This is a genomic window from Pseudocitrobacter corydidari (assembly GCF_021172065.1).
In the GTDB taxonomy this organism is placed as follows: domain Bacteria; phylum Pseudomonadota; class Gammaproteobacteria; order Enterobacterales; family Enterobacteriaceae; genus Pseudocitrobacter; species Pseudocitrobacter corydidari.
Genome location: NZ_CP087880.1, coordinates 1,171,118 through 1,196,955, shown reverse-complemented (window position 1 = coordinate 1,196,955; position 25,838 = coordinate 1,171,118). Strand labels below are relative to the sequence as shown.

At 53.3% G+C, this 25,838-nt stretch carries 21 protein-coding genes; 15 read left to right on the top strand and 6 right to left on the bottom strand.

Annotated features, from left to right (window positions below; all coding sequences use genetic code 11):
• Nucleotides 1–8: 8 nt before the first annotated feature.
• The gene (gene pntA, locus G163CM_RS05570; protein WP_231827170.1) at nucleotides 9–1,538 is read right to left on the bottom strand and encodes a Re/Si-specific NAD(P)(+) transhydrogenase subunit alpha; all 1,530 of its coding nucleotides are present in this window, start codon (nucleotides 1,536–1,538) and stop codon (nucleotides 9–11) included.
• Nucleotides 1,539–2,059: 521 nt separating this feature from the next.
• Between pntA and ydgH the strand changes: the two genes are divergently transcribed.
• The 3 genes from ydgH (at nucleotide 2,060) to folM (ending at nucleotide 5,325) form a co-directional block, all read left to right on the top strand.
• Entirely contained in the window at nucleotides 2,060–3,010 is a 951-nt protein-coding gene (ydgH, locus tag G163CM_RS05560; protein WP_231827169.1) for a DUF1471 family protein YdgH, read from the top strand.
• 172 nt (nucleotides 3,011–3,182) lie between these two features.
• Nucleotides 3,183–4,565 (top strand): amino acid permease, encoded by a 1,383-nt coding sequence (locus G163CM_RS05555; RefSeq protein WP_231827168.1) that lies wholly within the window; start codon nucleotides 3,183–3,185, stop codon nucleotides 4,563–4,565.
• 37 nt (nucleotides 4,566–4,602) lie between these two features.
• Nucleotides 4,603–5,325 carry a dihydromonapterin reductase gene (gene folM, locus G163CM_RS05550; protein WP_231827167.1) on the top strand — a complete coding sequence of 241 codons (723 nt, stop codon included), beginning with the start codon at nucleotides 4,603–4,605 and terminating at the stop codon, nucleotides 5,323–5,325.
• Here the strand turns inward: folM and G163CM_RS05545 are convergent.
• A complete protein-coding gene (locus tag G163CM_RS05545) occupies nucleotides 5,322–5,657 on the bottom strand; it encodes a GlpM family protein (protein ID WP_015964298.1) in 336 nt (111 codons plus the stop codon). The two genes, folM and G163CM_RS05545, sit on opposite strands and share 4 nt — an antisense overlap.
• A 122-nt stretch (nucleotides 5,658–5,779) precedes the next feature.
• Here G163CM_RS05545 and rstA point away from each other — a divergent pair, with 122 nt between their 5' ends.
• The 3 genes from rstA (at nucleotide 5,780) to tus (ending at nucleotide 8,809) form a co-directional block, all read left to right on the top strand.
• On the top strand, nucleotides 5,780–6,499 hold the full coding sequence (rstA, locus tag G163CM_RS05540) for a two-component system response regulator RstA (RefSeq protein ID WP_231827166.1): 720 nt from the start codon (nucleotides 5,780–5,782) through the stop codon (nucleotides 6,497–6,499).
• Nucleotides 6,500–6,501: 2 nt separating this feature from the next.
• Entirely contained in the window at nucleotides 6,502–7,803 is a 1,302-nt protein-coding gene (gene rstB / locus G163CM_RS05535; protein WP_015964296.1) for a two-component system sensor histidine kinase RstB, read from the top strand.
• A 73-nt stretch (nucleotides 7,804–7,876) separates the two neighbouring features.
• Nucleotides 7,877–8,809 (top strand): DNA replication terminus site-binding protein, encoded by a 933-nt coding sequence (gene tus / locus G163CM_RS05530; protein WP_231827165.1) that lies wholly within the window; start codon nucleotides 7,877–7,879, stop codon nucleotides 8,807–8,809.
• On the opposite strand, the gene fumC is transcribed toward tus, so the two are convergent.
• Both fumC and fumA read right to left on the bottom strand, forming a co-directional pair.
• Nucleotides 8,806–10,209 carry a class II fumarate hydratase gene (gene fumC / locus G163CM_RS05525; protein WP_231827164.1) on the bottom strand — a complete coding sequence of 468 codons (1,404 nt, stop codon included), beginning with the start codon at nucleotides 10,207–10,209 and terminating at the stop codon, nucleotides 8,806–8,808. The two genes, tus and fumC, sit on opposite strands and share 4 nt — an antisense overlap.
• Before the next feature lie 117 nt (nucleotides 10,210–10,326).
• Nucleotides 10,327–11,973: a class I fumarate hydratase FumA gene (gene fumA / locus G163CM_RS05520; protein ID WP_231827163.1), complete on the bottom strand. Its 1,647-nt coding sequence runs from the start codon at nucleotides 11,971–11,973 to the stop codon at nucleotides 10,327–10,329.
• 227 nt (nucleotides 11,974–12,200) lie between these two features.
• Here fumA and manA point away from each other — a divergent pair, with 227 nt between their 5' ends.
• The 3 genes from manA (at nucleotide 12,201) to G163CM_RS05505 (ending at nucleotide 17,122) form a co-directional block, all read left to right on the top strand.
• A complete protein-coding gene (gene manA, locus G163CM_RS05515) occupies nucleotides 12,201–13,379 on the top strand; it encodes a mannose-6-phosphate isomerase (RefSeq protein ID WP_231827162.1) in 1,179 nt (392 codons plus the stop codon).
• Between the two features lie 1,095 nt (nucleotides 13,380–14,474).
• Nucleotides 14,475–15,086, top strand: a complete 612-nt coding sequence (locus G163CM_RS05510; RefSeq protein ID WP_231827161.1) for a hypothetical protein — start codon at nucleotides 14,475–14,477, stop codon at nucleotides 15,084–15,086.
• Between the two features lie 452 nt (nucleotides 15,087–15,538).
• Complete coding sequence (locus G163CM_RS05505) at nucleotides 15,539–17,122, top strand: YdgA family protein (protein WP_231827160.1); 1,584 nt, start codon at nucleotides 15,539–15,541, stop codon at nucleotides 17,120–17,122.
• A 25-nt stretch (nucleotides 17,123–17,147) separates the two neighbouring features.
• Here G163CM_RS05505 and G163CM_RS05500 read toward each other — a convergent pair whose 3' ends face one another.
• The gene (locus G163CM_RS05500; protein ID WP_231827159.1) at nucleotides 17,148–18,176 is read right to left on the bottom strand and encodes a Mal regulon transcriptional regulator MalI; all 1,029 of its coding nucleotides are present in this window, start codon (nucleotides 18,174–18,176) and stop codon (nucleotides 17,148–17,150) included.
• A gap of 172 nt (nucleotides 18,177–18,348) precedes the next feature.
• On the opposite strand from G163CM_RS05500, the gene malX reads away from it, so the two are divergent.
• From malX to add, 3 genes are all read left to right on the top strand, one after another.
• Nucleotides 18,349–19,941, top strand: coding sequence for a maltose/glucose-specific PTS transporter subunit IIBC (gene malX, locus G163CM_RS05495; RefSeq protein WP_231827158.1), 1,593 nt, complete (start codon nucleotides 18,349–18,351; stop codon nucleotides 19,939–19,941).
• A 66-nt stretch (nucleotides 19,942–20,007) separates the two neighbouring features.
• Nucleotides 20,008–21,180 (top strand): MalY/PatB family protein, encoded by a 1,173-nt coding sequence (locus G163CM_RS05490; RefSeq protein ID WP_231827157.1) that lies wholly within the window; start codon nucleotides 20,008–20,010, stop codon nucleotides 21,178–21,180.
• 97 nt (nucleotides 21,181–21,277) lie between these two features.
• Nucleotides 21,278–22,279 (top strand): adenosine deaminase, encoded by a 1,002-nt coding sequence (add, locus tag G163CM_RS05485; RefSeq protein ID WP_231827156.1) that lies wholly within the window; start codon nucleotides 21,278–21,280, stop codon nucleotides 22,277–22,279.
• A 49-nt stretch (nucleotides 22,280–22,328) separates the two neighbouring features.
• On the opposite strand, the gene G163CM_RS05480 is transcribed toward add, so the two are convergent.
• A complete protein-coding gene (locus tag G163CM_RS05480) occupies nucleotides 22,329–23,369 on the bottom strand; it encodes an oxidoreductase (protein WP_231827155.1) in 1,041 nt (346 codons plus the stop codon).
• A 250-nt stretch (nucleotides 23,370–23,619) separates the two neighbouring features.
• Here G163CM_RS05480 and blr point away from each other — a divergent pair, with 250 nt between their 5' ends.
• The 3 genes from blr (at nucleotide 23,620) to ydgT (ending at nucleotide 25,766) form a co-directional block, all read left to right on the top strand.
• Nucleotides 23,620–23,757: a division septum protein Blr gene (blr, locus tag G163CM_RS05475; RefSeq protein WP_015964285.1), complete on the top strand. Its 138-nt coding sequence runs from the start codon at nucleotides 23,620–23,622 to the stop codon at nucleotides 23,755–23,757.
• Nucleotides 23,758–23,873: 116 nt separating this feature from the next.
• Entirely contained in the window at nucleotides 23,874–25,274 is a 1,401-nt protein-coding gene (locus tag G163CM_RS05470; protein ID WP_231827154.1) for a GH1 family beta-glucosidase, read from the top strand.
• Nucleotides 25,275–25,550: 276 nt separating this feature from the next.
• Nucleotides 25,551–25,766, top strand: a complete 216-nt coding sequence (gene ydgT / locus G163CM_RS05465) for a transcription modulator YdgT (protein WP_015964283.1) — start codon at nucleotides 25,551–25,553, stop codon at nucleotides 25,764–25,766.
• The last annotated feature ends 72 nt before the right edge of the window (nucleotides 25,767–25,838 follow it).

Below are 25,838 nucleotides of genomic sequence, written 5' to 3'. Positions count from 1 at the left end.
GTTACCCCTTAGTTCTTCCGGAACATTTTCAGCATGCGCTGAGTGACGGTGAATCCACCAAAAATATTAATGCTGGCGATCAGCACCGCGATAAAGCTCAGGAAGCTTACCCAACCACCGTCGCCAATTTGCAGCAACGCGCCGACGACGATAATCCCCGAGATGGCGTTAGTCACCGACATCAACGGCGTATGCAGCGCATGCGAAACGTTCCACACCACGTAGTAACCCACCACGCAGGAGAGCGCAAAGACGGTAAAGTGGCCGAGGAACTCTTTCGGCGCGACGTTGGCCAGCCAGCCAAACAGAATAATCGCCAGCGCAATCAAGGCGTATTTACGCCACGGGGAGACGGATTTCTCCGGCTCTTTTGGCGCTTCAACGGTTTTCGCAGCGGCCTGAGGCTGAGCGGATACGGTAATCGGCGGCGCAGGCCAGGTGACTTCACCTTCGCGTACCACCGTAACGCCACGCACGACAACGTCTTCGAAATCGATGGTAATAGAACCATCTTTCTCTTTGCACAGCAGTTTCAACAAGTTCAGCAGGTTAGTACCATAAAGCTGAGACGATTGCGTCGGCAGACGGCCCGGCAGATCGGTATAGCCAATCACCTTCACGCCACCGGCGGTGGTGATCACTTCATTGGCGACCGTATATTCACAGTTACCGCCATTTTGCGCCGCCAGGTCAACGATTACGCTACCCGGTGTCATGGAGTCAACCATTTCGCGGGTGATGAGTTTCGGTGCCGGTTTGCCCGGAATCAATGCGGTGGTGACAATAATGTCGACCTCTTTTGCCTGGGCGGCAAAGAGCGCCATTTCCGCTTTGATAAAGGCTTCAGACATCACTTTGGCGTAGCCGTCCCCACTGCCCGCTTCTTCTTTGAAGTCGAGTTCCAGGAACTCCGCGCCCATACTCTGCACCTGCTCTTTCACTTCAGGGCGGGTATCGAAGGCGCGCACAATCGCGCCAAGGCTGTTAGCAGCGCCAATTGCCGCCAGGCCCGCTACGCCTGCGCCAATCACCATTACTTTTGCCGGCGGTACTTTACCGGCGGCGGTGATTTGCCCGGTGAAGAAACGACCGAATTCGTGGGCGGCTTCGACAATCGCACGATAACCGGCGATATTGGCCATGGAGCTCAGGGCATCAAGGGACTGCGCGCGCGAAATACGCGGCACGGAATCCATCGCCATCACGTTAATACTGCGCGCGGCCAGTTTTTCCATTAATTCCGGATTCTGTGCCGGCCAGATGAAGCTAATCAGCGTCGTGCCTGGATTGAGCAGCGCAATTTCTTCTTCCAGCGGCGCGTTGACTTTCAGAATAACGTCGGCATGCCAGACGTTATCACCGTCGACAATTTCCGCGCCCGCCTGAGTAAACGCCTCGTCCTCAAAACTCGCCAGTTTACCCGCGCCGCTTTCCACCGCCACGCTGAAGCCAAGTTTTAGCAGTTGTTCCACCGTTTTCGGTGTTGCCGCCACTCGCGTCTCCTGGGGCCACCTCTCTTTTGGTACACCAATACGCATAGTTTTCCCTTCCATCGGTTTTTAATGATGGTTTGCCGTCATACCAGGCCAGAGCCGCTGGCGCAATAAACGCACAGCGGTTCACCAACCCAAAAATAAAACAGTAACAAACTTTCTATAACCTACTGAAAATACCCGTTGTGATCTACAACCTGAAAACACTATTTTTGATTTTATGCAGGAAAAATTACTTTGCATAAGCAGGTCAGGGATATTTACCTGAAATTGATAGCCAGGCCTGATAATTCGCTTAAGCGAAGCGGCAAAACATGATTTTTCGCCACAGTGATGAAGCGATTTAACAATATATTAACTTGAAAAAGTGATATCGATGACCCGCTTTTCCGGTCAACAGCCTGTTTTTTCAACATATCGCGAAAAGTTATGCAAAACAGTTATCCGCTTCGCATCTGATGTGAAAAATCACGCAGACAGTGAGTCGAATTAAATGCAATAATCATCGGGTTTTCAGTCAACAACAACACCAGTACCTGGTTTGCGCAAGGCGAAGGATTATTTTTATGAAGCTTAAGAACACTCTCCTCGTGTCCGCTCTGTTGTCTGCCGCGGCTGTGTCCGCTCACGCAGCGACAGAATTGACGCCGGAGCAAGCAGCCGCACTGAAACCTTACGACCGCGTCGTGGTTACCGGCCGCTTTAATGCCATTGGCGATGCCGTTCAGGCAGTTTCCCGTAAAGCAGATAAAGAAGGCGCTGCCTCTTTTTATGTGGTCGATACCTCCGATTACGGCAATGGCGGTAACTGGCGCGTGACGGCAGATCTCTACAAAGACGATGCTGCCAAAGCCGATGCCCCGAAAAACCGCATCATTAACGGTGTGATGGAACTGCCGAAAGATCAGGCCGTTGCCCTCGAACCGTACGATACCGTCACTATCCAGGGCTTCTATCGCAGCCAGCCGGAAGTAAATGACGCCATCACCAAAGCGGCGAAAGCGAAAGGCGCGTATTCGTTCTATATCGTGCGTCAGGTTGATGCCAACCAGGGCGGCAACCAGCGCATCACCGCATTCATCTATAAAGAAGATGCGAAAAAACGCGTTCTGCAAAGCCCGGATGCCATCCCGGCTGATTCCGAAGCCGGTCGCGAAAAACTGGCGAAAGGTGGCGAAGAAGCCAAAACTGTGGAAATCCCTGGCGTGGCAACCTCTGCCTCCGTGGGCGCAGGTACCGGCGTAGGCCGTTTCTTCGAAACCCAATCAACCAAAGGCGGACGTTACACTGTCACCTTACCGGACGGCACTAAAGTTGAAGAGTTGAATAAAGTCACTGCCGCGCAGATGATTCCGTTCGATAGCGTGAAGTTTACCGGCAACTACGGCAACATGTCTGAAGTATCCTACCAGGTTGCCAAACGTGCAGCCAAAAAAGGCGCGAAGTACTACCATATTACGCGCCAGTGGCAGGAACGTGGTGGTAACGTCACCATCAGCGCCGACCTCTATAAGTAATTCCCGTTGTGCATAAAGGCGGCGCTTGCCGCCTTTTTTACGCTTTTACGTCTGAACTCATTGCATGCACTCCCCACACTCCGTAAAATCCCGCGCCTGGCGCAATCTTCCATGTTTATGCGATTTCGCCAAATAAATATTCTGGTTTGATGTCGTTTACAACAGGATCCTCATGGAAAAGAAACTCGGCCTTAGCGCCCTGACCGCCCTCGTCTTAAGCTCCATGCTTGGCGCGGGTGTTTTCAGCCTTCCGCAGAATATGGCGGGCGTCGCCAGCCCGGCTGCGCTGCTTATTGGGTGGGCCATTACCGGCGTTGGGATCCTGTTTCTGGCAATCGCGATGTTAATCCTGACCCGCATTCGCCCTGACCTGGACGGCGGTATTTTTACCTACGCCCGGGAGGGATTCGGTGAGCTGATTGGTTTCTGCTCTGCGTGGGGTTACTGGCTGTGCGCGGTCATCGCTAACGTTTCTTATCTGGTTATCGTCTTTTCGGCGCTGAGCTTCTTTACCGATACGCCTGAACTTCGCCTTTTTGGCGACGGCAATACCTGGCAATCGATCGTCGGCGCCTCGGTTCTGCTGTGGATTGTACACTTCCTGGTATTGCGCGGCGTACAAACGGCGGCGGGCATTAATCTTGTCGCGACGCTGGCAAAACTGGTACCGCTCGGGCTGTTTATCGTTCTCGCAGCTATTGCCTTTAAAATGGACACTTTCACTCTTGATTTTACCGGGGTAGAGCTGGGCGTACCGGTGTGGGAGCAGGTGAAAAATACTATGCTCATCACCCTGTGGGTATTCATCGGCGTGGAAGGCGCGGTGGTGGTTTCGGCGCGCGCGCGTAACAAAAAGGATGTGGGGCGCGCCACGCTGCTGGCTGTGCTTTCCGCCCTCGGTGTTTATCTGCTGGTAACGCTGCTGTCGCTGGGCGTGGTTGCTCGTCCGGAACTGGCCGGGATGCGTAACCCATCGATGGCGGGATTGATGGTAAAAATGATGGGCTCATGGGGCGAAATCGTCATTGCCGCCGGGCTGATTGTTTCCGTTTGCGGCGCTTACCTGAGCTGGACGATTATGGCGGCGGAAGTGCCGCTGCTGGCCGCAACGCACAAAGCCTTCCCGCGCGTATTTGCCCGCCAGAACGCCAACAATGCGCCGTCGGCATCGCTTTGGCTGACCAACATCAGCGTGCAGGTCAGCCTGGTGCTGATCTGGCTGACAGGCTCTGATTACAATACACTGCTGACCATCGCCTCCGAGATGATTCTGGTACCCTATTTCCTCGTGGGCGCATTTCTGTTGAAAATTGCCACCCGACCGCTGCATCAAGCCGTGGGTATCGGTGCGTGCATTTATGGCTTATGGTTACTGTATGCTTCCGGGCCGATGCATCTGCTGTTATCCGTTGTGCTCTACGCACCGGGGTTGCTGGTGTTTATCTACGCGCGCCGTACCCATGTCGATAATGTACTGTTGAAGCGTCGCGAACTGGCATTGATTGGTTTATTACTGGTTGCCGCCATCCCGGCAACATGGCTGTTGGTGGGGTAAACGACGTACCCCATCGTGAAACGATAAGGAGACGACGATGGGAGAGACGCTTTCGCGCCCAATCCTCATTACCGGCGCGGGCCGTCGCATTGGCCTGGCGCTGGCCCACCACTTGCTCAATCAGCAGCAACCGGTGATTGTCAGCTACCGCACCCACCTTCCTGCTATTGATGTGCTGGAGAAAGCCGGCGCACAGTGTATTCAGGCCGATTTTTCAACCGATGGCGGCATAATCACTTTTGCCGAAGAGGTGAAAAAGCGCTGTAACGGCCTGCGCGCGGTGATTCATAACGCCAGTGCATGGGTGCCGGAAAGCCCACGTCAGCCGCTAAGCGACGTGATGCACGCCATGATGCAGGTGCACGTGAATGCCCCTTACCTGCTGAACCATGCGCTGGAAAGCCTGCTGCGCGGCCATGGGCATGCCGCCAGCGATATTATTCACTTTACCGATTACGTGGTGGAGCGCGGCAGCGATAAACATATCGCCTACGCCGCCAGCAAAGCGGCGCTCGACAATATGACTCGTTCATTCGCCAAAAAACTGGCGCCGGAGGTCAAAGTGAATGCCATCGCGCCGTCACTAATCCTGTTCAATGAAACCGACGACGCAGCTTATCGCCAGCAGGCTCTGAATAAATCACTGATGAAAATTGCCCCCGGCGAGAAAGAGATTATCGATCTGGTCGATTATCTGCTCACCAGTTGCTACGTGACCGGACGCACCTTTGCCGTCGACGGCGGGCGACCGCTCGCTTAATGGAAGCGGCTCCAGACCAGAATTAATAGCCAGGCGCTCAGGCTCCAGCACGCCACCGCCCCGGCCAGCGCCAGGGGCAGTCGCAGAAAACCGGTGAAATACCACAGCGACAGCAAATAGATAAAGTAAGGGATGATTGACCACATGCCGAAAACGATGGTGGCACGCAGCGCTTCCGTACCACGCTCGGTGGCGACAATGTAGTGTGCAATCATCGCAAAGGTAGGAAACAGCGGGATTAACCCGGCAATGTAGTAATTTTTTGTTTTTGCCAAAATCCCTATCAGCAAGACCACCAGCGCACCCAATAGCGCCTTAATCAGCAGTGCCATTTTTCTTCAGCCAACCAACAAGATGTGTTCGCAGCATAGCTGAATTTATGTTGTTTATGAATGATTAATGGAAGGCTACGCATAGCGGGTGTATGTTAATTCTTTTGAGCACATCTGAGCACATGAACAAGATCGTTTTCGTAGAGGATGATCCAGACGTTGGCGCACTGATCGCCGCGTATCTGGCAAAGCACGATATGGATGTTGTGGTCGAACCGCGCGGCGATACTGCCGAAGCGGCCATTGCCCGAGAGCAACCCGATCTCGTTCTGCTGGATATCATGCTACCCGGTAAAGATGGCATGACCCTGTGCCGCGATCTGCGCGGTCAGTTCCTGGGCCCAATCGTTTTGCTCACCTCGCTCGACAGCGATATGAACCACATTCTGGCGCTTGAAATGGGTGCCAGTGATTACATCCTGAAAACCACCCCGCCCGCCGTTTTACTTGCTCGCGTACGTCTGCATCTGCGCCAGCATGCCCCTTCCTCCGCTGGAATTGCCCCACAACCCGCCATGACAGCGCATAAAGCGATTCGCTTCGGCACGCTGTTCATTGACCCGGTTAACCGGCAGGTCGAACTGAGCGGCGAATCTATTGCTCTTTCTACCGCCGATTTTGACCTGCTGTGGGAGCTTGCAACCCATGCGGGGCAAATTATGGACCGCGACGCGCTGCTGAAAAACCTGCGCGGCGTCAGCTACGATGGCATGGACCGCAGCGTTGACGTAGCGATTTCACGGCTGCGCAAAAAGTTGCTGGATAGCGCGACAGAGCCTTATCGGATTAAAACAGTCCGCAATAAAGGCTATTTGTTTGCACCACATGCCTGGGATAACTGATCGTGAAAAAACTGTTCGTGCAGTTTTACCTGCTACTGTTTGTCTGCTTTCTGGTGATGACCATGCTGGTTGGGCTGGTTTATAAATTCACTGCGGAACGTGCAGGCCGACAGTCGCTGGACGATTTAATGAAAAGCTCGCTTTATCTGATGCGTAGCGAACTGCGCGAAATCCCGCCGCGTGACTGGAGCAAAACGTTAAAAGAGCTGGATCTTAACCTCTCATTTGATTTGCGCATTGAACCACTGAATAAATTCCACCTCGCCGAAGTGTCGATGAAACACCTGCGTGAAGGCGATATCGTCGCGCTCGACGATCAGTACACCTTCATTCAACGTATTCCTCGCAGCCATTATGTGTTGGCGGTCGGCCCGGTGCCCTATCTCTATTTTCTGCATGAGATGCGCCTGTTCGATGTGGCGCTGATGGCATTTATCGCCATTTCACTGGCCTTTCCGGTGTTCATCTGGATGCGCCCACACTGGCAGGACATGCTGCGCCTCGAGAGTGCCGCGCAACGTTTTGGCGAGGGCCATCTTGGCGAGCGCATCCATTTCGACAGTATGTCGAGCTTTGAGCGCTTAGGCGTGGCCTTTAACCAGATGGCCGATAATATCAACGCGCTGATTGCCAGTAAGAAACAGCTTATCGACGGGATCGCCCACGAATTGCGTACGCCGCTGGTGCGGCTGCGTTATCGTCTGGAGATGAGCGAAAACCTCAGCGCGGCGGAATCCCAGGCGCTGAACCGCGATATTGGCCAACTGGAAGCGCTGATTGAGGAGCTGCTGACTTACGCCCGTCTCGACCGCCCGCAGACCGAGCTGTCGCTCACCACGCCTAATCTCTCCGTTTGGATTGCATCGCATGTTGAAGATGTTCAGGCCGTCACGCCCGAGCGTACGCTATCGCTGAAGCAACTGATGCCCGGCGACTATGGCGCGCTGGATATGCGCCTGATGGAGCGCGTGCTGGATAATCTTGTCAACAATGCCCTGCGTTATAGCCAGAAGCAGATTCAAATTAGCCTGACGCTTGACGGCAGCCGCGCCTGTTTACGCGTAGAGGATGATGGCCCCGGCATCGCACCGTCTGAACGCGAACGGGTTTTCGAGCCGTTTGTGCGCCTCGACCCCAGCCGCGATCGTGCCACCGGAGGCTGCGGTTTAGGTCTGGCAATCGTGCACTCCATCGCGGTAGCGATGGGTGGAGAAGTCCGCTGCGACAGCAGCGAACTGGGCGGCGCAAACTTCAGCCTTCATTGGCCCGTTTATCATCACATCACCTTTCCCCCCGCTGCCTGACGCCGATTTGCACGGAGCCCGATGCCGGGCTATAGTGCAATAATTAAAAAGTATGTTGTAACTAAGGTAAAAAATGGCCAGCTATGACCTCGTTGAACGTTTAACCGGTACATTCCGTCAGCTTGAGCGCGAATTGCTTGCGGTGCGTGAGCAACTCGCTGAGTGCCGTTTGCTGGCTGCGCGCATTTTTGAGCTGCCGGAGGTGCGTAAACAGGACGAGCACGCCCCGCTGTCAGAAATTCAGGTCGTGCAGCATATTGGTAAAACTGCGCTGGCCATGGCGCTGTCGCATTTCGGTCATCTGTTTATTCAGCAGCAGTCGGAAACCCGCAGCAGTAAAGCCGCTGTGCGCCTTCCCGGCGCCATTTGTCTTCAAGTGACAACGTCACAACACGAGGCGCTGCGCGAGCGAATTTTGCGCGTGAATACCCTGAAGGCCGCGTTTGAGAAGATCATAACCGTTGATTCCGGGCTGCCGTCCGTCGCCCGCTTCGACTGGGTGCATCGTCATCTTCCGGGGCTTATCACCCTCAATGCTTATCGCACGCTGACATTGCTTGATGACCCCAGCACCATCCGATTCGGCTGGGCAAATAAACATATCATCAAAAATTTAACCCGTGATGAGGTGCTGGCACAGCTGGAAAAAAGCCTGCAATCGCCGCGCGCCGTCCCGCCGTGGACGCGCGAACAGTGGCAGGCGAAGCTGGAGCGGGAGTATCAGGACGTGGCGGCGCTGCCGCAGAAAGCGCGGCTGAAGATTAAGCGCCCGGTGAAAGTACAGCCCATTGCGAGAGTGTGGTACGCGGGGGAGCAAAAACAGGTACAGTACGCCTGCCCTGCACCGCTGATTGCGCTGGTTTCCGGGCAAGGTGCCGTCAGCGTGCCCGATTTAGGCGAGCTGCTGAATTACGATGCCGATAACGTTCAGTATCGCCATAAACCGCAGGCGCAGCCGCTACAGTTGATTATTCCACGGCTGCACCTGTGGCTGGCAACCGATTAACCTTTCGCAGGCATACTGCCGACCATGGCTTCCGGGCGAACCCAGCTATCAAACTCAGCTTCCGTGAGATAACCCAGCGACAGCGCGGAGGCTTTCAACGTTAGCCCCTCTTTATGCGCTTTTTTGGCAATTTCGGCAGCTTTGTCATAGCCAATATGCGTATTCAGCGCGGTGACCAGCATCAGCGATTCATTGAGCAACTGATTAATTCGCTCGCGATTTGGCTCGATACCCACCGCACAGTGTTCGTTAAAACTTTCCATGCCGTCCGCCAGCAGGCGAATGGATTGCAGGAAATTATGAATGATCATCGGCCGATAGACGTTCAGTTCAAAGTTGCCCGATGCCCCGCCCATGTTGATGGCGACATCGTTGCCCATCACCTGACAGCACAGCATAGTCATCGCTTCACATTGAGTCGGGTTGACTTTACCCGGCATGATGGAAGAGCCAGGCTCGTTTTCAGGGATAGCGATTTCACCGATACCACAGCGCGGGCCAGATGCCAGCCAGCGGACATCATTGGCGATTTTCATCAGCGACGCCGCTAAGCCTTTCAGGGCACCGTGGGCGTGAACCAGTGCATCACAGGTGGCGAGCGCTTCGAATTTATTGGGCGCAGTGATAAACGGCTGATGAGTAAATTCCGCCAGTTCTTTCGCCACGCGTACCGCATATTCGGGATGCGTATTCAGCCCGGTCCCCACCGCTGTTCCGCCCAGCGCCAGCTCGCCGACGTGCGGCAGGCTAAGTTCGATATGCTTCAGGTTGTGTTCCAGCATCGCCACCCAGCCTGAGAATTCTTGCCCCAGTGTTAACGGCGTGGCGTCCTGTAAATGGGTGCGGCCAATTTTGACGATATCCTGGAAGGCATCCGACTTCTGCTTAAGCGTCGATTTCAGCACGTTTAACTGTGGGATCAGCTGTTCGCGCAGGCCAATCAGTGCCGCGACGTGCATTGCCGTCGGGAAGACATCGTTTGAACTCTGGCTTTTGTTCACATCGTCGTTGGGGTGAACCTTGCGCTCCATGCCGCGCACGCCGCCCAGCAGTTCGCTCGCACGGTTGGCCAGTACCTCATTCATGTTCATGTTGGTCTGCGTACCGGAACCGGTTTGCCAGATAGCCAGCGGAAACTCATCGGCATGTTTTCCTGCCAGCACTTCATCCGCTGCGCGGATAATGGCATCCGCTTTTTCCGCCGACAGCAGGCCTAAATCCTGGTTTACCTTCGCCGCCGCACGCTTGGTGAGCGCCAGAGCGAAGATCAGCGAGACCGGCATTTTCTCCGTGGAGATGCGAAAATGCTCCAGCGATCGTTGGGTTTGTGCGCCCCACAGCTTATCGGCAGGGACATCAATGGGGCCCATTGAATCGTTCTCGCGGCGTGTCGTTGTCATTACTTTCTCCTTGATTACAAAGTGATTGTGAAGTGACATTGCTCATGCAAACCATTTTTAATTATGGAAGGTTTTACGCGTTTAAGCATAAAAAAACCGCCCCGTAGGGCGGCTAACTCATTTCACGCAGCGGGTGCATTGTGAGGCCTGAATCTGCTGGAAGAAGTCATTTCCCTTGTCATCGACGAGAATGAACGCCGGGAAGTCTTCAACTTCAATTTTCCAGATGGCTTCCATCCCGAGTTCAGGATATTCCACACACTCCAGGCTCTTGATGCTGCTTTGCGCGAGCACCGCCGCCGGGCCGCCGATGCTGCCCAGGTAGAAACCGCCGTGCTTGTGGCACGCATCGGTAACCTGCTGGCTCCGGTTACCTTTCGCCAGCATGATCATGCTGCCGCCGTGCGACTGGAGCTGATCCACGTAGGAGTCCATGCGCCCTGCGGTGGTCGGGCCAAGTGAACCAGAGGCATAACCTTCCGGCGTTTTGGCCGGGCCTGCGTAGTAGATCGGGTGATCTTTAATGTACTGCGGCAGACCTTCACCGCTGTCCATGCGCTCTTTCAGTTTCGCGTGCGCGATATCGCGCCCCACGATAATGGTGCCGGAAAGCGACAAACGCGTGGAAACCGGATATTGCGAAAGCTGTATGAGGATTTCACTCATCGGGCGGTTGAGGTCAACTTTTACCGCTTCACCCTCGCCCGCTTTACGCAGCGATTCCGGAATGTATTTGCCTGGATTGCTCTCCAGTTTTTCAATCCAGATCCCGTCGCGGTTAATTTTGGCCTTGATGTTACGGTCCGCCGAACAGGAAACGCCCATGCCCACCGGGCAGGATGCGCCGTGACGCGGCAGACGGATCACGCGGATGTCGTGAGCAAAATATTTGCCGCCGAACTGCGCGCCCAGGCCGAGGTTTTGCGCTTCAATCAGCAACTCTTTTTCGAGTTCGATATCGCGGAACGCCTGGCCGTGCTCGTTCCCTTCCGTCGGCAGGCCATCGTAATATTTGGTCGAGGCCAGTTTCACGGTTTTCAGGGTTGTTTCGGCAGAAGTACCGCCAATCACGAACGCGATGTGATACGGCGGACAGGCCGCTGTACCCAGGGTTCGCATCTTCTCAACCAGATAATTTTTCAGTTTCGCCGGGGTAATCAGCGCCTTGGTTTCCTGATAAAGATAGGTTTTGTTAGCGGAACCGCCGCCCTTTGCTATGCACAGGAATTTATATTCGTCGCCATCGACGCTGTAGAGGTCAATCTGCGCAGGCAGGTTGGTCCCCGTGTTCACCTCTTTGTACATGTCCAGCGGGGCGTTTTGCGAGTAGCGCAGGTTATCTTCAATAAAGGTGTCATACACTCCGCGCGAGAGCGCCGCTTCATCACCGCCGCCGGTCCACACGCGCTGCCCTTTTTTACCGACAATAATCGCTGTGCCGGTATCCTGACAGGTTGGCAGAATGCCTTTAGCGGCGATATCAGAGTTACGCAGGAACTGAAGTGCAACGTACTTATCGTTTTCGCTGGCTTCCGGGTCGCTGAGGATATCGGCAACCTGCTGTTGGTGCGCAGGACGGAGCATAAAAGAGGCATCGTGGAATGCGTGTTTAGCGAGGAGCGTCAGGGCTTGCGGGTCAACTTTCAGCACTTCCTGGCCGGCAAACTCGTCCACGCTAACGTAATCGGGGCTGAGGAGGTAATACTCGGTTTCATCCTTTTTCAGTGGAAAAGGATCCTGATAGTAAAAAGGTTTGTTCGACATTGTATTCTCACTTACTGCTTCAGGTGATGTTTTCTACCCGTTTGGGAATGTAGGGCAAACATGCAGAGCACATATCCATTTGCCCGGCTCAAAAGCGAGTCACCCTATCGTACACAATTTTTTAACAAAAACTGAGACTAGTACGACTTTTTATTTTTCCGGTGACGCCATAGCGCATTTATTGCTTTAATACCGCCAAAGAATCCACATTGATACAGGGCTTGATAATGCAAAAACTCATCAACTCAGTGCAAAACTATGCCTGGGGCAGTAAAAGTGCGTTAACGGAACTCTACGGCATCGCCAACCCGGACAATCTGCCGATGGCAGAACTCTGGATGGGCGCGCATCCGAAGAGCAGCTCAAAAATTACCGATAGCCAGGGGACTGTACGTTCACTGCGCGACGTGATTGACGCCGACAAAACCACGCTTTTGGGCCAAGAGGTCGCCGACCGTTTTGGCGAGCTGCCGTTCTTGTTTAAAGTACTGTGCGCCGCACAGCCGCTGTCCATTCAGGTTCACCCGAACAAGCGCGCCTCGGAAATTGGCTTTGCCAAAGAGAATGCGGCAGGTATCGCCATGGACGCGGCTGAACGTAACTACAAAGATCCAAACCATAAGCCGGAGCTGGTCTTTGCCCTGACGCCTTTCCTGGCGATGAACGCGTTTCGCGAATTCAGCGAAATTGTTTCACTGCTGCAACCCGTTGCCGGGGCGCATACCGCCATTGCCCATTTCCTCGAACAGCCGAACGGCGAGCGTCTGAGCGCCCTTTTCGCCAGCCTGCTGAATATGCAGGGCGAAGAGAAAGCGCGCGCGCTGGCAATCTTGCGCTCCGCGCTGGAGAGCCAGCAAGGCGAGCCGTGGCAGACCATCCGCGTCATTTCAGAATTTTACCCGGACGACAGCGGTTTGTTCTCACCGCTGCTGCTGAACGTGGTGAAACTCAAGCCAGGCGAAGCGATGTTCCTGTTTGCCGAAACGCCGCACGCCTACCTTCAGGGGACGGCACTGGAAGTGATGGCCAACTCCGATAACGTACTGCGCGCCGGGCTGACGCCGAAATACATTGATATTCCGGAACTGGTGGCAAACGTGAAGTTTGAGGCCAAACCGGCGGCGGAGCTGCTCACCCAACCGGTGAAAAACGGCTCTGAACTGGACTTCCCAATTCCGGTCGAGGACTTCGCGTTTTCGTTGCACGATCTCAGCACGCAGCCCACGGCAATCGCCCAGCAGAGCGCCGCGATCCTGTTCTGCCTGGAAGGTGAAGCCGTCCTGAGTAAAGGCGAAGAATCTCTGACTCTGAAGCCGGGTGAATCCGCGTTTATCAGCGCGGCAGAATCACCGGTTCAGGTGAGGGGTAACGGCAAACTGGCGCGTGTCTATAATAAGCTGAAATAAGACCATTCGACAGAATCGGTAAGCTCGATAGGCTTAGAAGTTCAGTGGGGACAAGGGTTACGCTCTTTCCCCACATTTTACGCGCTTTCAATGCGTACCAAAATCACATTACAGATAAGGCGAACCTCTTTCTGAGGAGCATTCGCCGTCCCTCACGCTCTCACCTGACAGCCATTGCATGCGATGTGACGGTAATAATCATCAGTCCTGTACTTTTACAAGTTTAAGACTCCCTTAGTAGGTAAAAGAGTTAAATGCAAATACTTCCGCGTAACCCCATAGGCCTGGCTTACCAGACCTGTTGTTATTCTTTCGGCTGGTGCTGAGAAATACCGATGATGTAACTATTGTGTAATCTACGGTGAATGAAGCATGTTAATGATAGATAGCGGAGATGACATAAAGAGCGTAATTATTATTCTCATCTTAAGTTCTAAGTGCTAAAGTTCGAAGGGCTTCCTTAATTCTGATATTTAATAGCACAAATACCTCATAAGCTTTGTCTTATTCTTGATTTAATTCGCCTCCTCCACTCCTTAGTGAGCTAATGACAATGACCACGCTGATTGAAGCACTTAACATTGAACACTTTAAACACCCCGTACGTAGTGATGCTATTCTTGATGTACGTAAGGCTGGAGCGCCTCAGTTTATTGTTTATTACAATGACAGCAAGAAAACCCAAACAGCACTATTATTAGAGAGAAATAAGTGTGCCATTCATTCCAGGTGTTATTGATCTTATCTGGTTGTCATTGCCTGAAACGGTATTTAGTATTGGCGAAGTTAAGAGTGGTTATATACTTCTTTTTCTATTATAGATAAAACAAGACTGCGTACCCATGTAAGGGTGGGAGGTACGTTATTAGTCTGGTAGAAGATAAGTAAGTTACCAACCTAATTCACATTGTCTAAAACATGCAATAATCGTCAGATAATAAAACCACTCGCAGATCACACTAAATGTTTCGCTTTCCTCTGAGATTAAACCTCCCAAATGTTAACACAAGATTATATTAACTACACCCCCTAAAATCTATATATATGTGAAAATTACCATTGTTATTTTTAAAAACCAAACGAGATATTTCCCCAATGAAGAAATTGTTTTTAGTGGCAGGCGCTCTATTCCTTTCAGGTTGTGTCAACAATATTCCAAGCAAATATGACCATTCAACAGTAAAAGGTTGTGGAATGAGCAAATCAGAACTTGTGGCAAAACTTGGCATTCCTAGCCGCACCATGAAAATTGATGACAATATAACCACATATCAGTGGGACAGTAATCAAGGAAACTCCTCTACAAATCATTCGCAAAGTAATTCTCTTGGTGGTGCTTATGGCCAATCTCAACATTATTATGGAGGAGAAACAGATTCTGGTGCTATTGGTAGCAGCGTTACTTTTGGTGATAGTTCCGATGATATTACAACTCACGTATGTGCTTATTCAGCAGGTATTGATAATAAGAGTAACAAAGTTGTTTCTGCTGATTTAGTAGGTACTGTTGATAACAAATGTTTAAATCACTTTGAAAACATGCTTAGTCTGGATAATAAAGCCGTAGTCAAACACAATGATGTAGAGACTCACAATGCCAATGTACACGACTATGCAGCATGGTGGCTCCTAATGCCAATTGGTGGATTGTTTGTCGCTATACATAACCACCATGCTGTCGCTACAGAGCTTGAACCTGTTCGTTAACCACAAAGGGCAAGGATGCCCTTTTACACCTAATTCAACCCTTCCCTATTGGATGATCTCATCCGAGGGCTTTATTCCGTTACAGGGGCACGCTTTTCTTGCGACCTATCCCAATTAAGAAAGCAACCACCGCTTCAGATTGTAGCGAGCAATTGAACACATTTTACCTCTTCTGCGCTTGTCTATTTTTGGAACAACTTGTCACTATCCCTCAAGGCGTTAGCTCCTAATGCTTCCCGTGATCGTATGTGTATGAATAAGTTGGAAACTTTACCAAACTTTGCCTGCACCCTTACCTGACACCCTATCATAAGTTACTGAATTGTCTTGATCTTGGTAACTTATTGAAGTAAATACTGAAGTTTTAGCGTGGGCTTGCTAATCTTAAACACAGCCTTATGACATAACCGGGCGATATGACTTCGCCCGGTTTCATTTTATGGATAAATGCTATGAAAAAATCGCTGGTCGCTGTTGGGGTTGTTGTTGCGTTAGGGATTATCTGGACAGGTGGAGCCTGGTATACCGGGAAACAGCTGGAAAGTCGTTTTGCGGATATGGTGGCGCAGGCCAATGACCAACTGAAACGTACCGCACCGGAAGCAGGCCTGGAGCTGAGCTATCAGGATTACCAGCGCGGCATCTTTAGCAGCCAACTGAAAATGGTGGTTAAACCGATTGCCGGCGCAGATAAAGCCCTGCTGAAACCGGGCCAGAGCGTGGTGCTTAACGAAGACGTCGATCACGGCCCGTTCCCGCTCGCCGCGCTAAAACGTTTTAACCTCATTCCGTCTATGGCCTCGGTGAATACCACTCTGGTGAATAATGACGTCACCAAACCGCTGTTTGATATCGCCAAAGGTGAGACTCCGTTTGTGGTGGATACCCGTATCAGTTACAGCGGTGATACCCACTCAGCTATCAATCTTAAACCGCTGAACTATGAAAAAGACGCTGAAAAAGTGGCGTTCAGCGGCGGTGATTTTGAACTTTCGGCAGACCGTGATGGTAACGTCGTGTCGCTTACCGGCGAAGCGGAAAGCGGCCTCGTAAATGCGGTCAACGAATACAATCAGAAGGTGCAGCTCACCTTTAATAATCTCAAAACCGAAGGCAGCAGCAAACTGGCGAGCTTCGACGAACGCGTTGGCAACCAGAAAATCAGCCTGGATAAATTGGCGGTTTCCGTTGAAGGCAAAGAGCTGACCGTTCTGGAAGGTATGACGCTGGATGGCAAATCCGACCTTTCTGCTGACGGCAAGAAAGTGAACAGCCAGCTCGATTACGCAGTTAACAGCCTGAAGCTGCAAAGCCAGGATATGGGTAGCGGCAAACTGACGCTGAAAGTCGGCAATATTGACGGTCAGGCGTGGCACCAGTTTAGCCAGCAGTATAATGCGCAGGCACAGGCGCTGCTGGCTCAGCCGGAACTGCAAAGTAACCCGGAACTGTATCAGGAAAAAATTACCGAAGCGTTCTTTAGCGCGCTGCCGGTGCTGCTGAAGGGCGATCCGTCAATTACCGTCGCGCCGCTCAGCTGGAAAAACGCCAAAGGCGAAACCACCCTGAATCTGTCGTTGCTGCTTAAAGATCCCGCGCAGGCCACTCAGCCGGTGCAAACGCTGGCGCAGCAGGTGGACACGCTGGTGAAATCACTCGACGGCAAGCTGGTTATCCCGATGGATATGGCGACCGAATTTATGACCCAGATTGCGAAGCTGGAAGGGTATCAGCAGGAAGAGGCCGAGAAACTGGCCAGCCAGCAGGTTAAAGGCTTCGCCGCGATGGGCCAGATGTTCCGTCTGACCACCACGGAAGACAACCAGGTGACCTCCAGCCTGCAGTACGCCAACGGTCAGGTGACCCTTAACGGCAACAAAATGCCGCTGGACGACTTTGCGGGAATGTTTGGTTTACAGGCTCCTGCCATTCAGCAGGATGAACCGCAGCCGCCAGTCGCGCCGAGCGAACCAGCTCCGGCTCCGGCTCCGGCTCCGGCTCCGGCTCCGGCTCCGGCTCCGGCTCCGGCACAGTAAACCACGCAGCCCCTCATTCGAGGGGCTATTTTCTTGCCACCAGCCTTGGCGGCATAATCACATTACGGGTTGACGTCTGCCCGGTATCAATGCGCTGTAAAATTCGCTCGGCCACGCTTTCGCCCATCTCACGCGCCGGGGTTGTGACCCAGGTTAACGGCACGTCATCTAATGCACTTTCCGGCACTTCGGCAAATGCCGCCAGCGTGACGCGCTGGTCAAAATAGCTCTCGACGCTGCCTTCCCCGCTTTGTCGCCCGCCGCGCATCAGGCCAAACCACGCCCCCATGGCGATCACGTTGTTGTAGCACAGCACCGCAGTGATGGTTGGATTGTGGCGCAATAACGACGTGATGGCCTCCGCCGCCTGCTTCTGGCTGGACTCGCACTCAACAACCCATTCACTGTGGAACGGCAGGCCGTACTTAATCAGCGTTGAGCAATAGCCGCCAACCCGTTCGGCACGCGTTAACGACGCGCTCTGCCCACCCAGCCAGGCAATACGCTGGTGCCCACGGCGAATGAGATCTTCGGTCACCACCTGCGCCGCCTGCATGTTATCGGGGCGAATTAAATCCACCTCATCGAGATAACTCGCACGAGAAGCGAACACCAGCGGAATATTCGACGCTTCCGCTTTCTCGCGCAGCTCGCTGGCTTGATCCACCGCTCCGGCAATCACCACGCCATCCACGCCCTGCGCCACCAGCGCATCGAAGCGCGCCAGCATGTTTTCACCCTGGCGCCCGCTTTGGGTCAGAAAAACCATTTTGCCCTGCGATTCCAGCGACGCCGTCAGCCCGGCGGTCAGCTCCGCATAAAACGGTGACGACAGTGAGCCGACAATCAGCCCAATAACGCCGGTTTGCCCGCCGCGCAAAGAGACCGCCTGACGATTACGCACAAAGCCTAACTGGTCGATGGCCTGATATACCCGCTCACCGGTCGCGCTTGAGATCCGCCCTTTCCCGCTGAGTACCAGTGAGACCGTACTCACCGATACGCCAGCGGCCAGAGCGACATCATTGATCGTGACTTTTTTTGCAATTGCCATAAGGACTGGCGATTCCTTTTAAGTGATCGATAAAACGTTTTACCTAATAAGATACTTTATAAACGTTATCATCATTTCATTATGTGATTTCACTCGCACTAAAATTGGGTAAAACGTTTTATCTTGCGCTCCACAACATCTTCAACCCATTTTTTGTACAAGGAGTCGTTCGATGACGACCAGAGCAGCACAAAAAGTCACATTGTGGGAGTTCTTTCAACAGCTTGGCAAGACATTCATGCTTCCTGTCGCCCTGCTGTCCTTCTGTGGGATCATGCTGGGGATCGGCAGCTCCCTAAGCAGCCATGACGTTCTCACGCTCCTGCCGTGGCTCGACACCCCGTTCCTGCAGGCGCTCTTTATCTGGATGAGCAAAGTTGGTTCTTTTGCCTTTAGCTTCTTGCCGGTGATGTTCTGTATCGCCATCCCGCTGGGGCTGGCGCGTGAAAACAAAGGTGTTGCGGCCTTCGCCGGTTTCGTCGGTTACGCGGTTATGAACCTGGCGGTCAACTTCTGGCTGACGGCTAAAGGTATCCTGCCGACCACCGATGCCGCGATACTGAAAGCCAATAACATCCAGAATATCCTCGGTATTCAGTCTATCGACACCGGTATTCTTGGCGCGGTGATCGCCGGGATCATCGTCTGGCTGCTGCACGAACGTTTCCACACCATTCGCCTGCCGGATGCGCTGGCGTTCTTTGGCGGCACTCGCTTTGTTCCGATTATCACCACCGTTGTATTAGGCCTGGTTGGCCTGGTGATCCCGCTGATTTGGCCGGTGTTTGCGATGGGCATTAACGCGCTGGGTCATGTTATCAACAGTGCGGGCGACTTTGGCCCAATGATCTTCGGTACCGGTGAACGTCTGCTGCTACCGTTTGGTCTGCATCATATTCTGGTCGCGCTGATTCGCTTTACCGAAGCCGGCGGCACGATGGATGTCTGCGGCCATTCTGTCAGCGGTGCATTGACCATCTTCCAGGCACAGTTAAGCTGCCCGGACACCCACGGCTTCTCCGAAAGCGCTACTCGCTTCCTGTCGCAGGGTAAAATGCCTGCCTTCCTCGGCGGCCTGCCGGGTGCGGCGCTGGCGATGTACCACTGTGCTCGTCCGGAAAACCGTCACAAAATTAAAGGCCTGCTGATTTCCGGCGTCATTGCCTGCGTCGTGGGCGGCACCACTGAACCGCTGGAATTCCTGTTCCTGTTCGTGGCCCCCGTGCTGTACGTTATCCACGCGCTGCTGACTGGCCTGGGCTTCACCATGATGGCGATTCTCGGCGTCACCATTGGTAACACTGACGGCAACGTTATCGACTTCGTGGTGTTCGGCATTCTGCACGGCCTCTCCACCAAATGGTATATGGTGCCGGTGGTGGCTGCGGTGTGGTTCGTCGCCTACTACGCGATTTTCCGCTTCGCCATTACCCGCTTTAATATCAAGACGCCGGGCCGCGATATTGAAACCAGCAGCGCCGTCGAAAAAGCGGTCACCGGGACTATCGGTAAATCCGGTTACAACACCCCGGCCATTCTTGCGGCTCTCGGTGGGTCTGAAAACATTGTCTCTCTTGATAACTGCATCACCCGCCTGCGTTTGTCCGTCGAGGATATGTCAAAAGTCGACGTTGAAGCGCTGAAAGCGAACCGCGCGATTGGTGTGGTACAGCTTAACCAGCACAACCTGCAAGTGGTGATTGGGCCGCAGGTGCAATCCGTTAAAGACGAGATTGCGGTACTGATGAATACCGTTCAGGCATAAAACGCCCTTTGCCCCTGCCGCTCGCAGGGGCAAAATAGCGTCCTCGCTAACAGTTAAGGATTTCACATGTTTGACTTTTCAACGGTGATAGACCGGCATGGCACATGGTGTACCCAGTGGGATTACGTTGCCGACCGTTTTGGTGACGCCGACCTCCTTCCGTTTACCATCTCCGATATGGATTTCGCCACCGCCCCCTGCATTCTGGATGCGCTGAGCAAACGCCTGGCGCACGGCGTCTTCGGCTACAGCCGCTGGAAAAACGACGAGTTTCCGCCCGCCATCGTTCACTGGTTCGCCCGTCGTTTTCAAAGTGTAATTGATCAGGAAAGCATTGTTTACGGGCCGTCCGTCATCTATATGGTGGCCGAGATGATTCGCCAGTGGTCCGCGCCCGGTGACGGGATTGTGGTGCACACGCCGGCGTATGATGCCTTCTTCAAAACCATTACCGGCAACCAGCGCACGATTGTCGGCGTGCCGCTGGAGAAGACCGATAACCAGTGGTTCTGCGATATGGCGAAGCTGGAAGCGGCGCTGGCGCAGCCACAAAACAAAATTCTGCTGTTGTGCAGCCCGCATAACCCCACCGGGAAAGTGTGGACGCGCGATGAGCTAAATGCGATGGCTGAACTGTGTGAGAAACACGGTGTGCGAGTCATCAGCGATGAAATCCACATGGATATGGTGTGGGGCAACCACCAGCATACTCCGTGGTGCGACGTGGCGCGCAGCCCGTGGGCGCTGTTCACGTCAGGTTCAAAAAGCTTCAATATTCCGGCCTTTACCGGGGCCTATGGGTTGATAGCCGACGAAACCGCGCGCAACGATTATCTGTTTGCGCTGAAGAGCCGCGACGGCCTCTCTTCCCCGTCGGTACCTGCGCTGGTAGCGCACATCGCGGCTTATCGCGAAGGCGAGCCGTGGCTGGACGCTCTGCGCAACTATTTACAGGATAATATGCGTTACATCGCGCAGACGCTAAATACCGCATTCCCGGAGCTGAACTGGGCAATGCCCGAGTCAACGTATCTGGCATGGGTCGATTTACGTCCATTAAACATTGACGACAACGCGCTACAGGATGTGCTGATCAAACAGCAGAAAGTGGCGATCATGCCGGGCTATACCTACGGCGAGGAAGGCAACGGCTTTATTCGCCTGAACGCGGGCTGCCCTCGATCCAAGCTAGAACAAGGCGTCGAGCGTTTGATCTCGGCCATCAATACGTTACGCTAGCAATTTTGCGCAACGATAATTTTTCGTTGCGCAAATAGCTTTTTACAGTGAAATGTTTTTATAATAGCGCGCACTTAATCTAATAAAGAGTGCGACCATGATTGATACTACGCTCCCCCTCACCGACATTCATCGCCACCTTGATGGCAACATTCGCGCCCAAACTATTCTCGATCTTGGCCGTCAGCACAATTTAACCCTTCCTGCCTCCAGCCTTGAGGCATTGATTCCGCATGTGCAGGTCACCAGTAATGAACCTGATCTGGTGAGCTTTTTAAGTAAACTCGACTGGGGCGTCAAAGTACTGGCCGACCTCGATGCCTGTCGCCGGGTGGCCTACGAAAATATCGAAGATGCCGCCCACAACGGTCTGCACTATGTCGAACTGCGTTTCTCGCCGGGCTATATGGCGATGACTCACCAGCTTCCGGTTGAAGGCGTAGTGGAAGCCGTAATCGCCGGTGTGCGTGAAGGCTGCCGTGATTTCAACGTTGAGGCGCGTTTAATTGGCATCATGAGCCGCACCTTTGGCGAAACCGCCTGCCTGCGCGAACTGGATGCCCTGCTGGCGCATCGTGACGGTATTACCGCGCTTGACCTGGCGGGCGATGAACTCGGCTTCCCTGGCAGCCTGTTCCTGAGCCACTTTAACCGCGCACGTGATGCGGGGCTGCGTATTACCGTACACGCGGGCGAAGCCGCTGGCCCGGAAAGCATCTGGCAGGCCATTCGCGAACTGGGCGCTGAACGTATCGGTCACGGCGTCAAAGCCGTAGAAGACGCGGCGCTGATGGAATTCCTGACGAAACAGCGCATCGGCGTGGAATCCTGCCTGACATCGAACATCCAGACCAGCACCGTGCCATCGCTGGCCCAGCATCCCCTGAAAACCTTCCTGGAACATGGCGTGCTGGCAAGCATCAACACCGATGACCCGGCAGTTCAGGGTATCGATATTCAACACGAATATCACGTTGCGGCACCGGCGGCCGGGCTGACGCCTGCGCAAATTCGTCAGGCGCAAATCAACGGGCTTGAAATTGCTTTCCTGTCGGAAGCCGAAAAAGCGGCGCTTCGCGCACGGGTACAAGACGCATAAAAAAACGGGCGCACAGCGTGTGCTGCGCGCCCGTTCTTGTTTACCTTCATCAGGTCAGAGAAAGCACCGCGCGATGTTTCGCGGATTCAATCCCCAGCTCAATTAATTCCATAATCTGAATAGCCTGGCTTGCCGGAACCGGGTTCTCGCCCGCGCCGTTTAGCGCATCGCGGATCGCCGCGTAGTAAGCCGGATAGTTGCCCGGCGTGGTGAGCAGCGTCTCTTCAACACGATCTTCACCGTCTACCCGCGTCAGCACGCCATCGCGCATGTCATAGCCCCAGTCTTCCTGCGGCAGGCGCTCGCCGTTCTTCAGCCGTTCTTCCTGTGGGTCGAGGCCATATTTCACGTAGCTGGCACGCGACCCGTGCACAATATATCGCGCGGTTTCAGCCGCGGCCAACAGCGTTCCGTGCAGCACCACACGGCGTTGTGGATACACCAGCACCGCATGGAAGTAATCCGTCGCCTGCGCGCCTGGCCGCAGCTGCGCGAGATCGACGAACAGGCTGACCGGCAGACCAAAAAGATTCACCGCCTGGTCCAGCAGATGTGGGCCTAAATCGTACCAGATGCCGCTGCCAGGGCCTGCCAGCTCGCGCCAGCGGTTACGCACCTGTGGGCGATAGCGGTCGAAGTGCGATTCAAAATAGGCCACCTCGCCCAGGCGGCCTTCATTAATCAGCGACTTCACGGTTAAGAAATCGCTGTCCCAGCGACGGTTATGGAACACTGACAGCAATTTACCCTGGCTTTTTGCCAGCGCATCCAGCTCTCGCGCTTGTGACAGTGTCACGGTAAAGGGTTTATCAACCACCACGTGTTTACCCGCCTCCAGCGCGGCTTTCGCCAGCGGGAAGTGGGTATCGTTCGGTGTAGGAATCACCACCAGGTCGATAGTGGGATCGGCGAAAATGTGTTTAGGTTCAGAGACCACGCTGACATTGGGCCAGTCGGCTTTAACTTTGTCGGCGTCGCTACTGGACACCACCGCCAGCTCCATCCCTGGCGTTCCGCTGATAAGCGGCGCATGAAAGGTTTTGCTGGCATAACCATACCCAATTAATCCGACACGAATACTGTCACTCATAATAGCCTCTTATCTGTGCTGTTTTTGTCCGACCCGGTGAAGCACCCGTCGCCGTGTAATCGATTTCTTATTTCACAACATATTGCGGTGACGAACAACAGATTAATAACATTATGGCGTATGGAAGCATGGAAATATCGGAAAATGAGCGAAAGACATGAATCGTTTCGGCTGAGGACTTGCGTTGCGCGCCAGGCGAGGTAAGATCTTTGTCCGTATCATTAATTTTGTCGAAATTGTCTTAATTACTATGTCTATTGTCTTTACACGGATCGTTGAACTGATCGGTTGGGGCGTACTTAGCGTCTCGGTTCTTCTTCTTGTTATCGCGCACCATATTGATAACTACCAACCGCCAGAGCCGATTGCGGCTGTACAAAAGAAATAAGTCTGTTCACTGAACAGTGACGGCGATCGCAACTGTGTAACCGGTTTCTGAAACCGGTTGCAACACCCTCTTTCCCCTCTTTACACTCACCTTATTGCACAGATAAGGAGAGTTTCATGGCTGCTTTTCCAAAAGATTTCCTCTGGGGTGCTGCAACCGCAGCCTATCAGGTCGAGGGCGCGCACGATGAAGATGGCAAAGGGCTGTCTATCTGGGACGTGTTTTCTCATCTGCCCGGAACGACTTATCAAGGAACCAACGGCGATGTCGCCGTAGACCACTACCACCGTATGCAGGAAGATGTCGCGCTCATGGCGGAAATGGGCCTGCAAAGCTATCGTTTTTCCATCTCCTGGCCGCGCTTATTACCGAATGGTCGTGGCGAGGTTAATGAAGCCGGAGTTAAATTTTACAGCGATTTGATTGATGCCCTGCTGGCGCACAATATTGTTCCGATGATTACGCTTTATCACTGGGATTTACCCCAGGCGTTGCAGGATGAAGGCGGCTGGGAAGTCCGTTCAACGGCGGAAGCCTTCGAAGAGTACGCTCGTCTGTGCTACGCCCGCTTCGGTTCGCGCGTTAAACTCTGGGCAACGTTTAACGAAACCATCGTCTTTATCGGTCATGGCTATATTACCGGTAGCCATCCGCCGTCGGTGAAAGACCCGGCCCGGGCGATTCAGGCTTGCCACCAGGTCTTTATCGCTCATGCCATGGCAGTAAAAGCCTTCCGTGAAATGAACATCGACGGCCAGATTGGCTTTGTTAACGTCCTGCAACCGCATACGCCGCTTACCGATTCACCGGAAGATACCGCCGCCAGTGAGCTGGCCGACGCCATTCACACCCACTGGCTGTACGATCCGGTGCTGAAGGGCACCTATCCGGCTGAACTTGTTACCCAGACGCAAGCCCTGTGGGGCGTGCCGCGCTTTGCGCCCGGCGATGATGAATTATTACGTAAATATCGCTGCGACTTTATCGGCCTGAACTACTACCGTCGCGAAACCGTTACCGCCAACCCAGGCGAGACGCTAACGCAGTCCAATCATAGCGGCGAAAAAAATAGCGGCGGCGAATTTGGCTTTAAAGGTTTGTTTAAATTTGTCCGTAACCCCAACGGCGTTTATACGGATTGGGACTGGGAGATTTGGCCGCAAGGGTTGACCGACGGCATTATGACTATCAAAGAACGCTATGGCGATATCCCCATCTACATCACGGAAAACGGGCTTGGCGCCAAAGATCCGATTGTTGATGGTGAGATCGTTGACCAACCGCGCATCGATTATTTGCGTATGCATATTGATGCGCTGGAAAAAGCCATTGCGTTAGGTGCCGACGTACGCGGTTATTATCCGTGGTCCTTCATCGACCTGCTAAGCTGGCTGAACGGTTACAAAAAACAGTACGGTTTTGTTTATGTCGATCATCAGCAAAACCTTGCCCGTAAGCGCAAGAAAAGCTTTTACTGGTATAAAGAAGCGATCAACAGCCACGGCAACGTGCGCTAATCCGCTCCGGGCGCCCTGGGGCGCCCAAATGCTTTTCGTGATAACGTCATTTCCTGCGATATATCAATAACGCCATTTTCTGTTCTTGAATTTGTCATTTATAACCCAAATAATTACAGCGTCCTGAAGAGAGTATGCTCGTTGCGGGCTGAACTCTTAATGAAAACGGGTGTCGATAAACTTGTTGTCAGACTGAGCGATGTGCCCTTGCGGTACCGCGCTTTTGCGCCCCTTCAGGCCCTGCGTGATTTAACATTATAAAATGGATACCTACAAATGACCGTCCTGGATTATTTATTGAAATTCCGTAAAGTCAGCTCGCTGGACAATCTCGAAAAACTTTATGATCATCTTAACTATTCGCTTTCCGACACCAATGAATTAATCAATATGTATCGCGCTGCCGATCATCGTCGTGCGGAGCTGGTTTCTGGTGGTCGTTTGTTCGATATTGGCCAGGTGCCAAAATCCGTTTGGCATTACGTGCAGTAACTATTGTTATCATCAGCGTCAGTTGCTTATACTCCACCGCCATATTTATAACTGACGCTGATAATCAGGAGA

Bases quoted from the DNA above. Each gene is read 5' to 3' on its own strand.
- pntA (WP_231827170.1), bottom strand. From the start codon at position 1,538: ATGCGTATTGGTGTACCAAAAGAGAGGTGGCCCCAGGAGACGCGAGTG.
- ydgH (WP_231827169.1), top strand. From the start codon at position 2,060: ATGAAGCTTAAGAACACTCTCCTCGTGTCCGCTCTGTTGTCTGCCGCG.
- G163CM_RS05555 (WP_231827168.1), top strand. From the start codon at position 3,183: ATGGAAAAGAAACTCGGCCTTAGCGCCCTGACCGCCCTCGTCTTAAGC.
- folM (WP_231827167.1), top strand. From the start codon at position 4,603: ATGGGAGAGACGCTTTCGCGCCCAATCCTCATTACCGGCGCGGGCCGT.
- G163CM_RS05545 (WP_015964298.1), bottom strand. From the start codon at position 5,657: ATGGCACTGCTGATTAAGGCGCTATTGGGTGCGCTGGTGGTCTTGCTG.
- rstA (WP_231827166.1), top strand. From the start codon at position 5,780: ATGAACAAGATCGTTTTCGTAGAGGATGATCCAGACGTTGGCGCACTG.
- tus (WP_231827165.1), top strand. From the start codon at position 7,877: ATGGCCAGCTATGACCTCGTTGAACGTTTAACCGGTACATTCCGTCAG.
- fumC (WP_231827164.1), bottom strand. From the start codon at position 10,209: ATGACAACGACACGCCGCGAGAACGATTCAATGGGCCCCATTGATGTC.
- fumA (WP_231827163.1), bottom strand. From the start codon at position 11,973: ATGTCGAACAAACCTTTTTACTATCAGGATCCTTTTCCACTGAAAAAG.
- manA (WP_231827162.1), top strand. From the start codon at position 12,201: ATGCAAAAACTCATCAACTCAGTGCAAAACTATGCCTGGGGCAGTAAA.
- G163CM_RS05510 (WP_231827161.1), top strand. From the start codon at position 14,475: ATGAAGAAATTGTTTTTAGTGGCAGGCGCTCTATTCCTTTCAGGTTGT.
- G163CM_RS05505 (WP_231827160.1), top strand. From the start codon at position 15,539: ATGAAAAAATCGCTGGTCGCTGTTGGGGTTGTTGTTGCGTTAGGGATT.
- G163CM_RS05500 (WP_231827159.1), bottom strand. From the start codon at position 18,176: ATGGCAATTGCAAAAAAAGTCACGATCAATGATGTCGCTCTGGCCGCT.
- malX (WP_231827158.1), top strand. From the start codon at position 18,349: ATGACGACCAGAGCAGCACAAAAAGTCACATTGTGGGAGTTCTTTCAA.
- G163CM_RS05490 (WP_231827157.1), top strand. From the start codon at position 20,008: ATGTTTGACTTTTCAACGGTGATAGACCGGCATGGCACATGGTGTACC.
- add (WP_231827156.1), top strand. From the start codon at position 21,278: ATGATTGATACTACGCTCCCCCTCACCGACATTCATCGCCACCTTGAT.
- G163CM_RS05480 (WP_231827155.1), bottom strand. From the start codon at position 23,369: ATGAGTGACAGTATTCGTGTCGGATTAATTGGGTATGGTTATGCCAGC.
- blr (WP_015964285.1), top strand. From the start codon at position 23,620: ATGTCTATTGTCTTTACACGGATCGTTGAACTGATCGGTTGGGGCGTA.
- G163CM_RS05470 (WP_231827154.1), top strand. From the start codon at position 23,874: ATGGCTGCTTTTCCAAAAGATTTCCTCTGGGGTGCTGCAACCGCAGCC.
- ydgT (WP_015964283.1), top strand. From the start codon at position 25,551: ATGACCGTCCTGGATTATTTATTGAAATTCCGTAAAGTCAGCTCGCTG.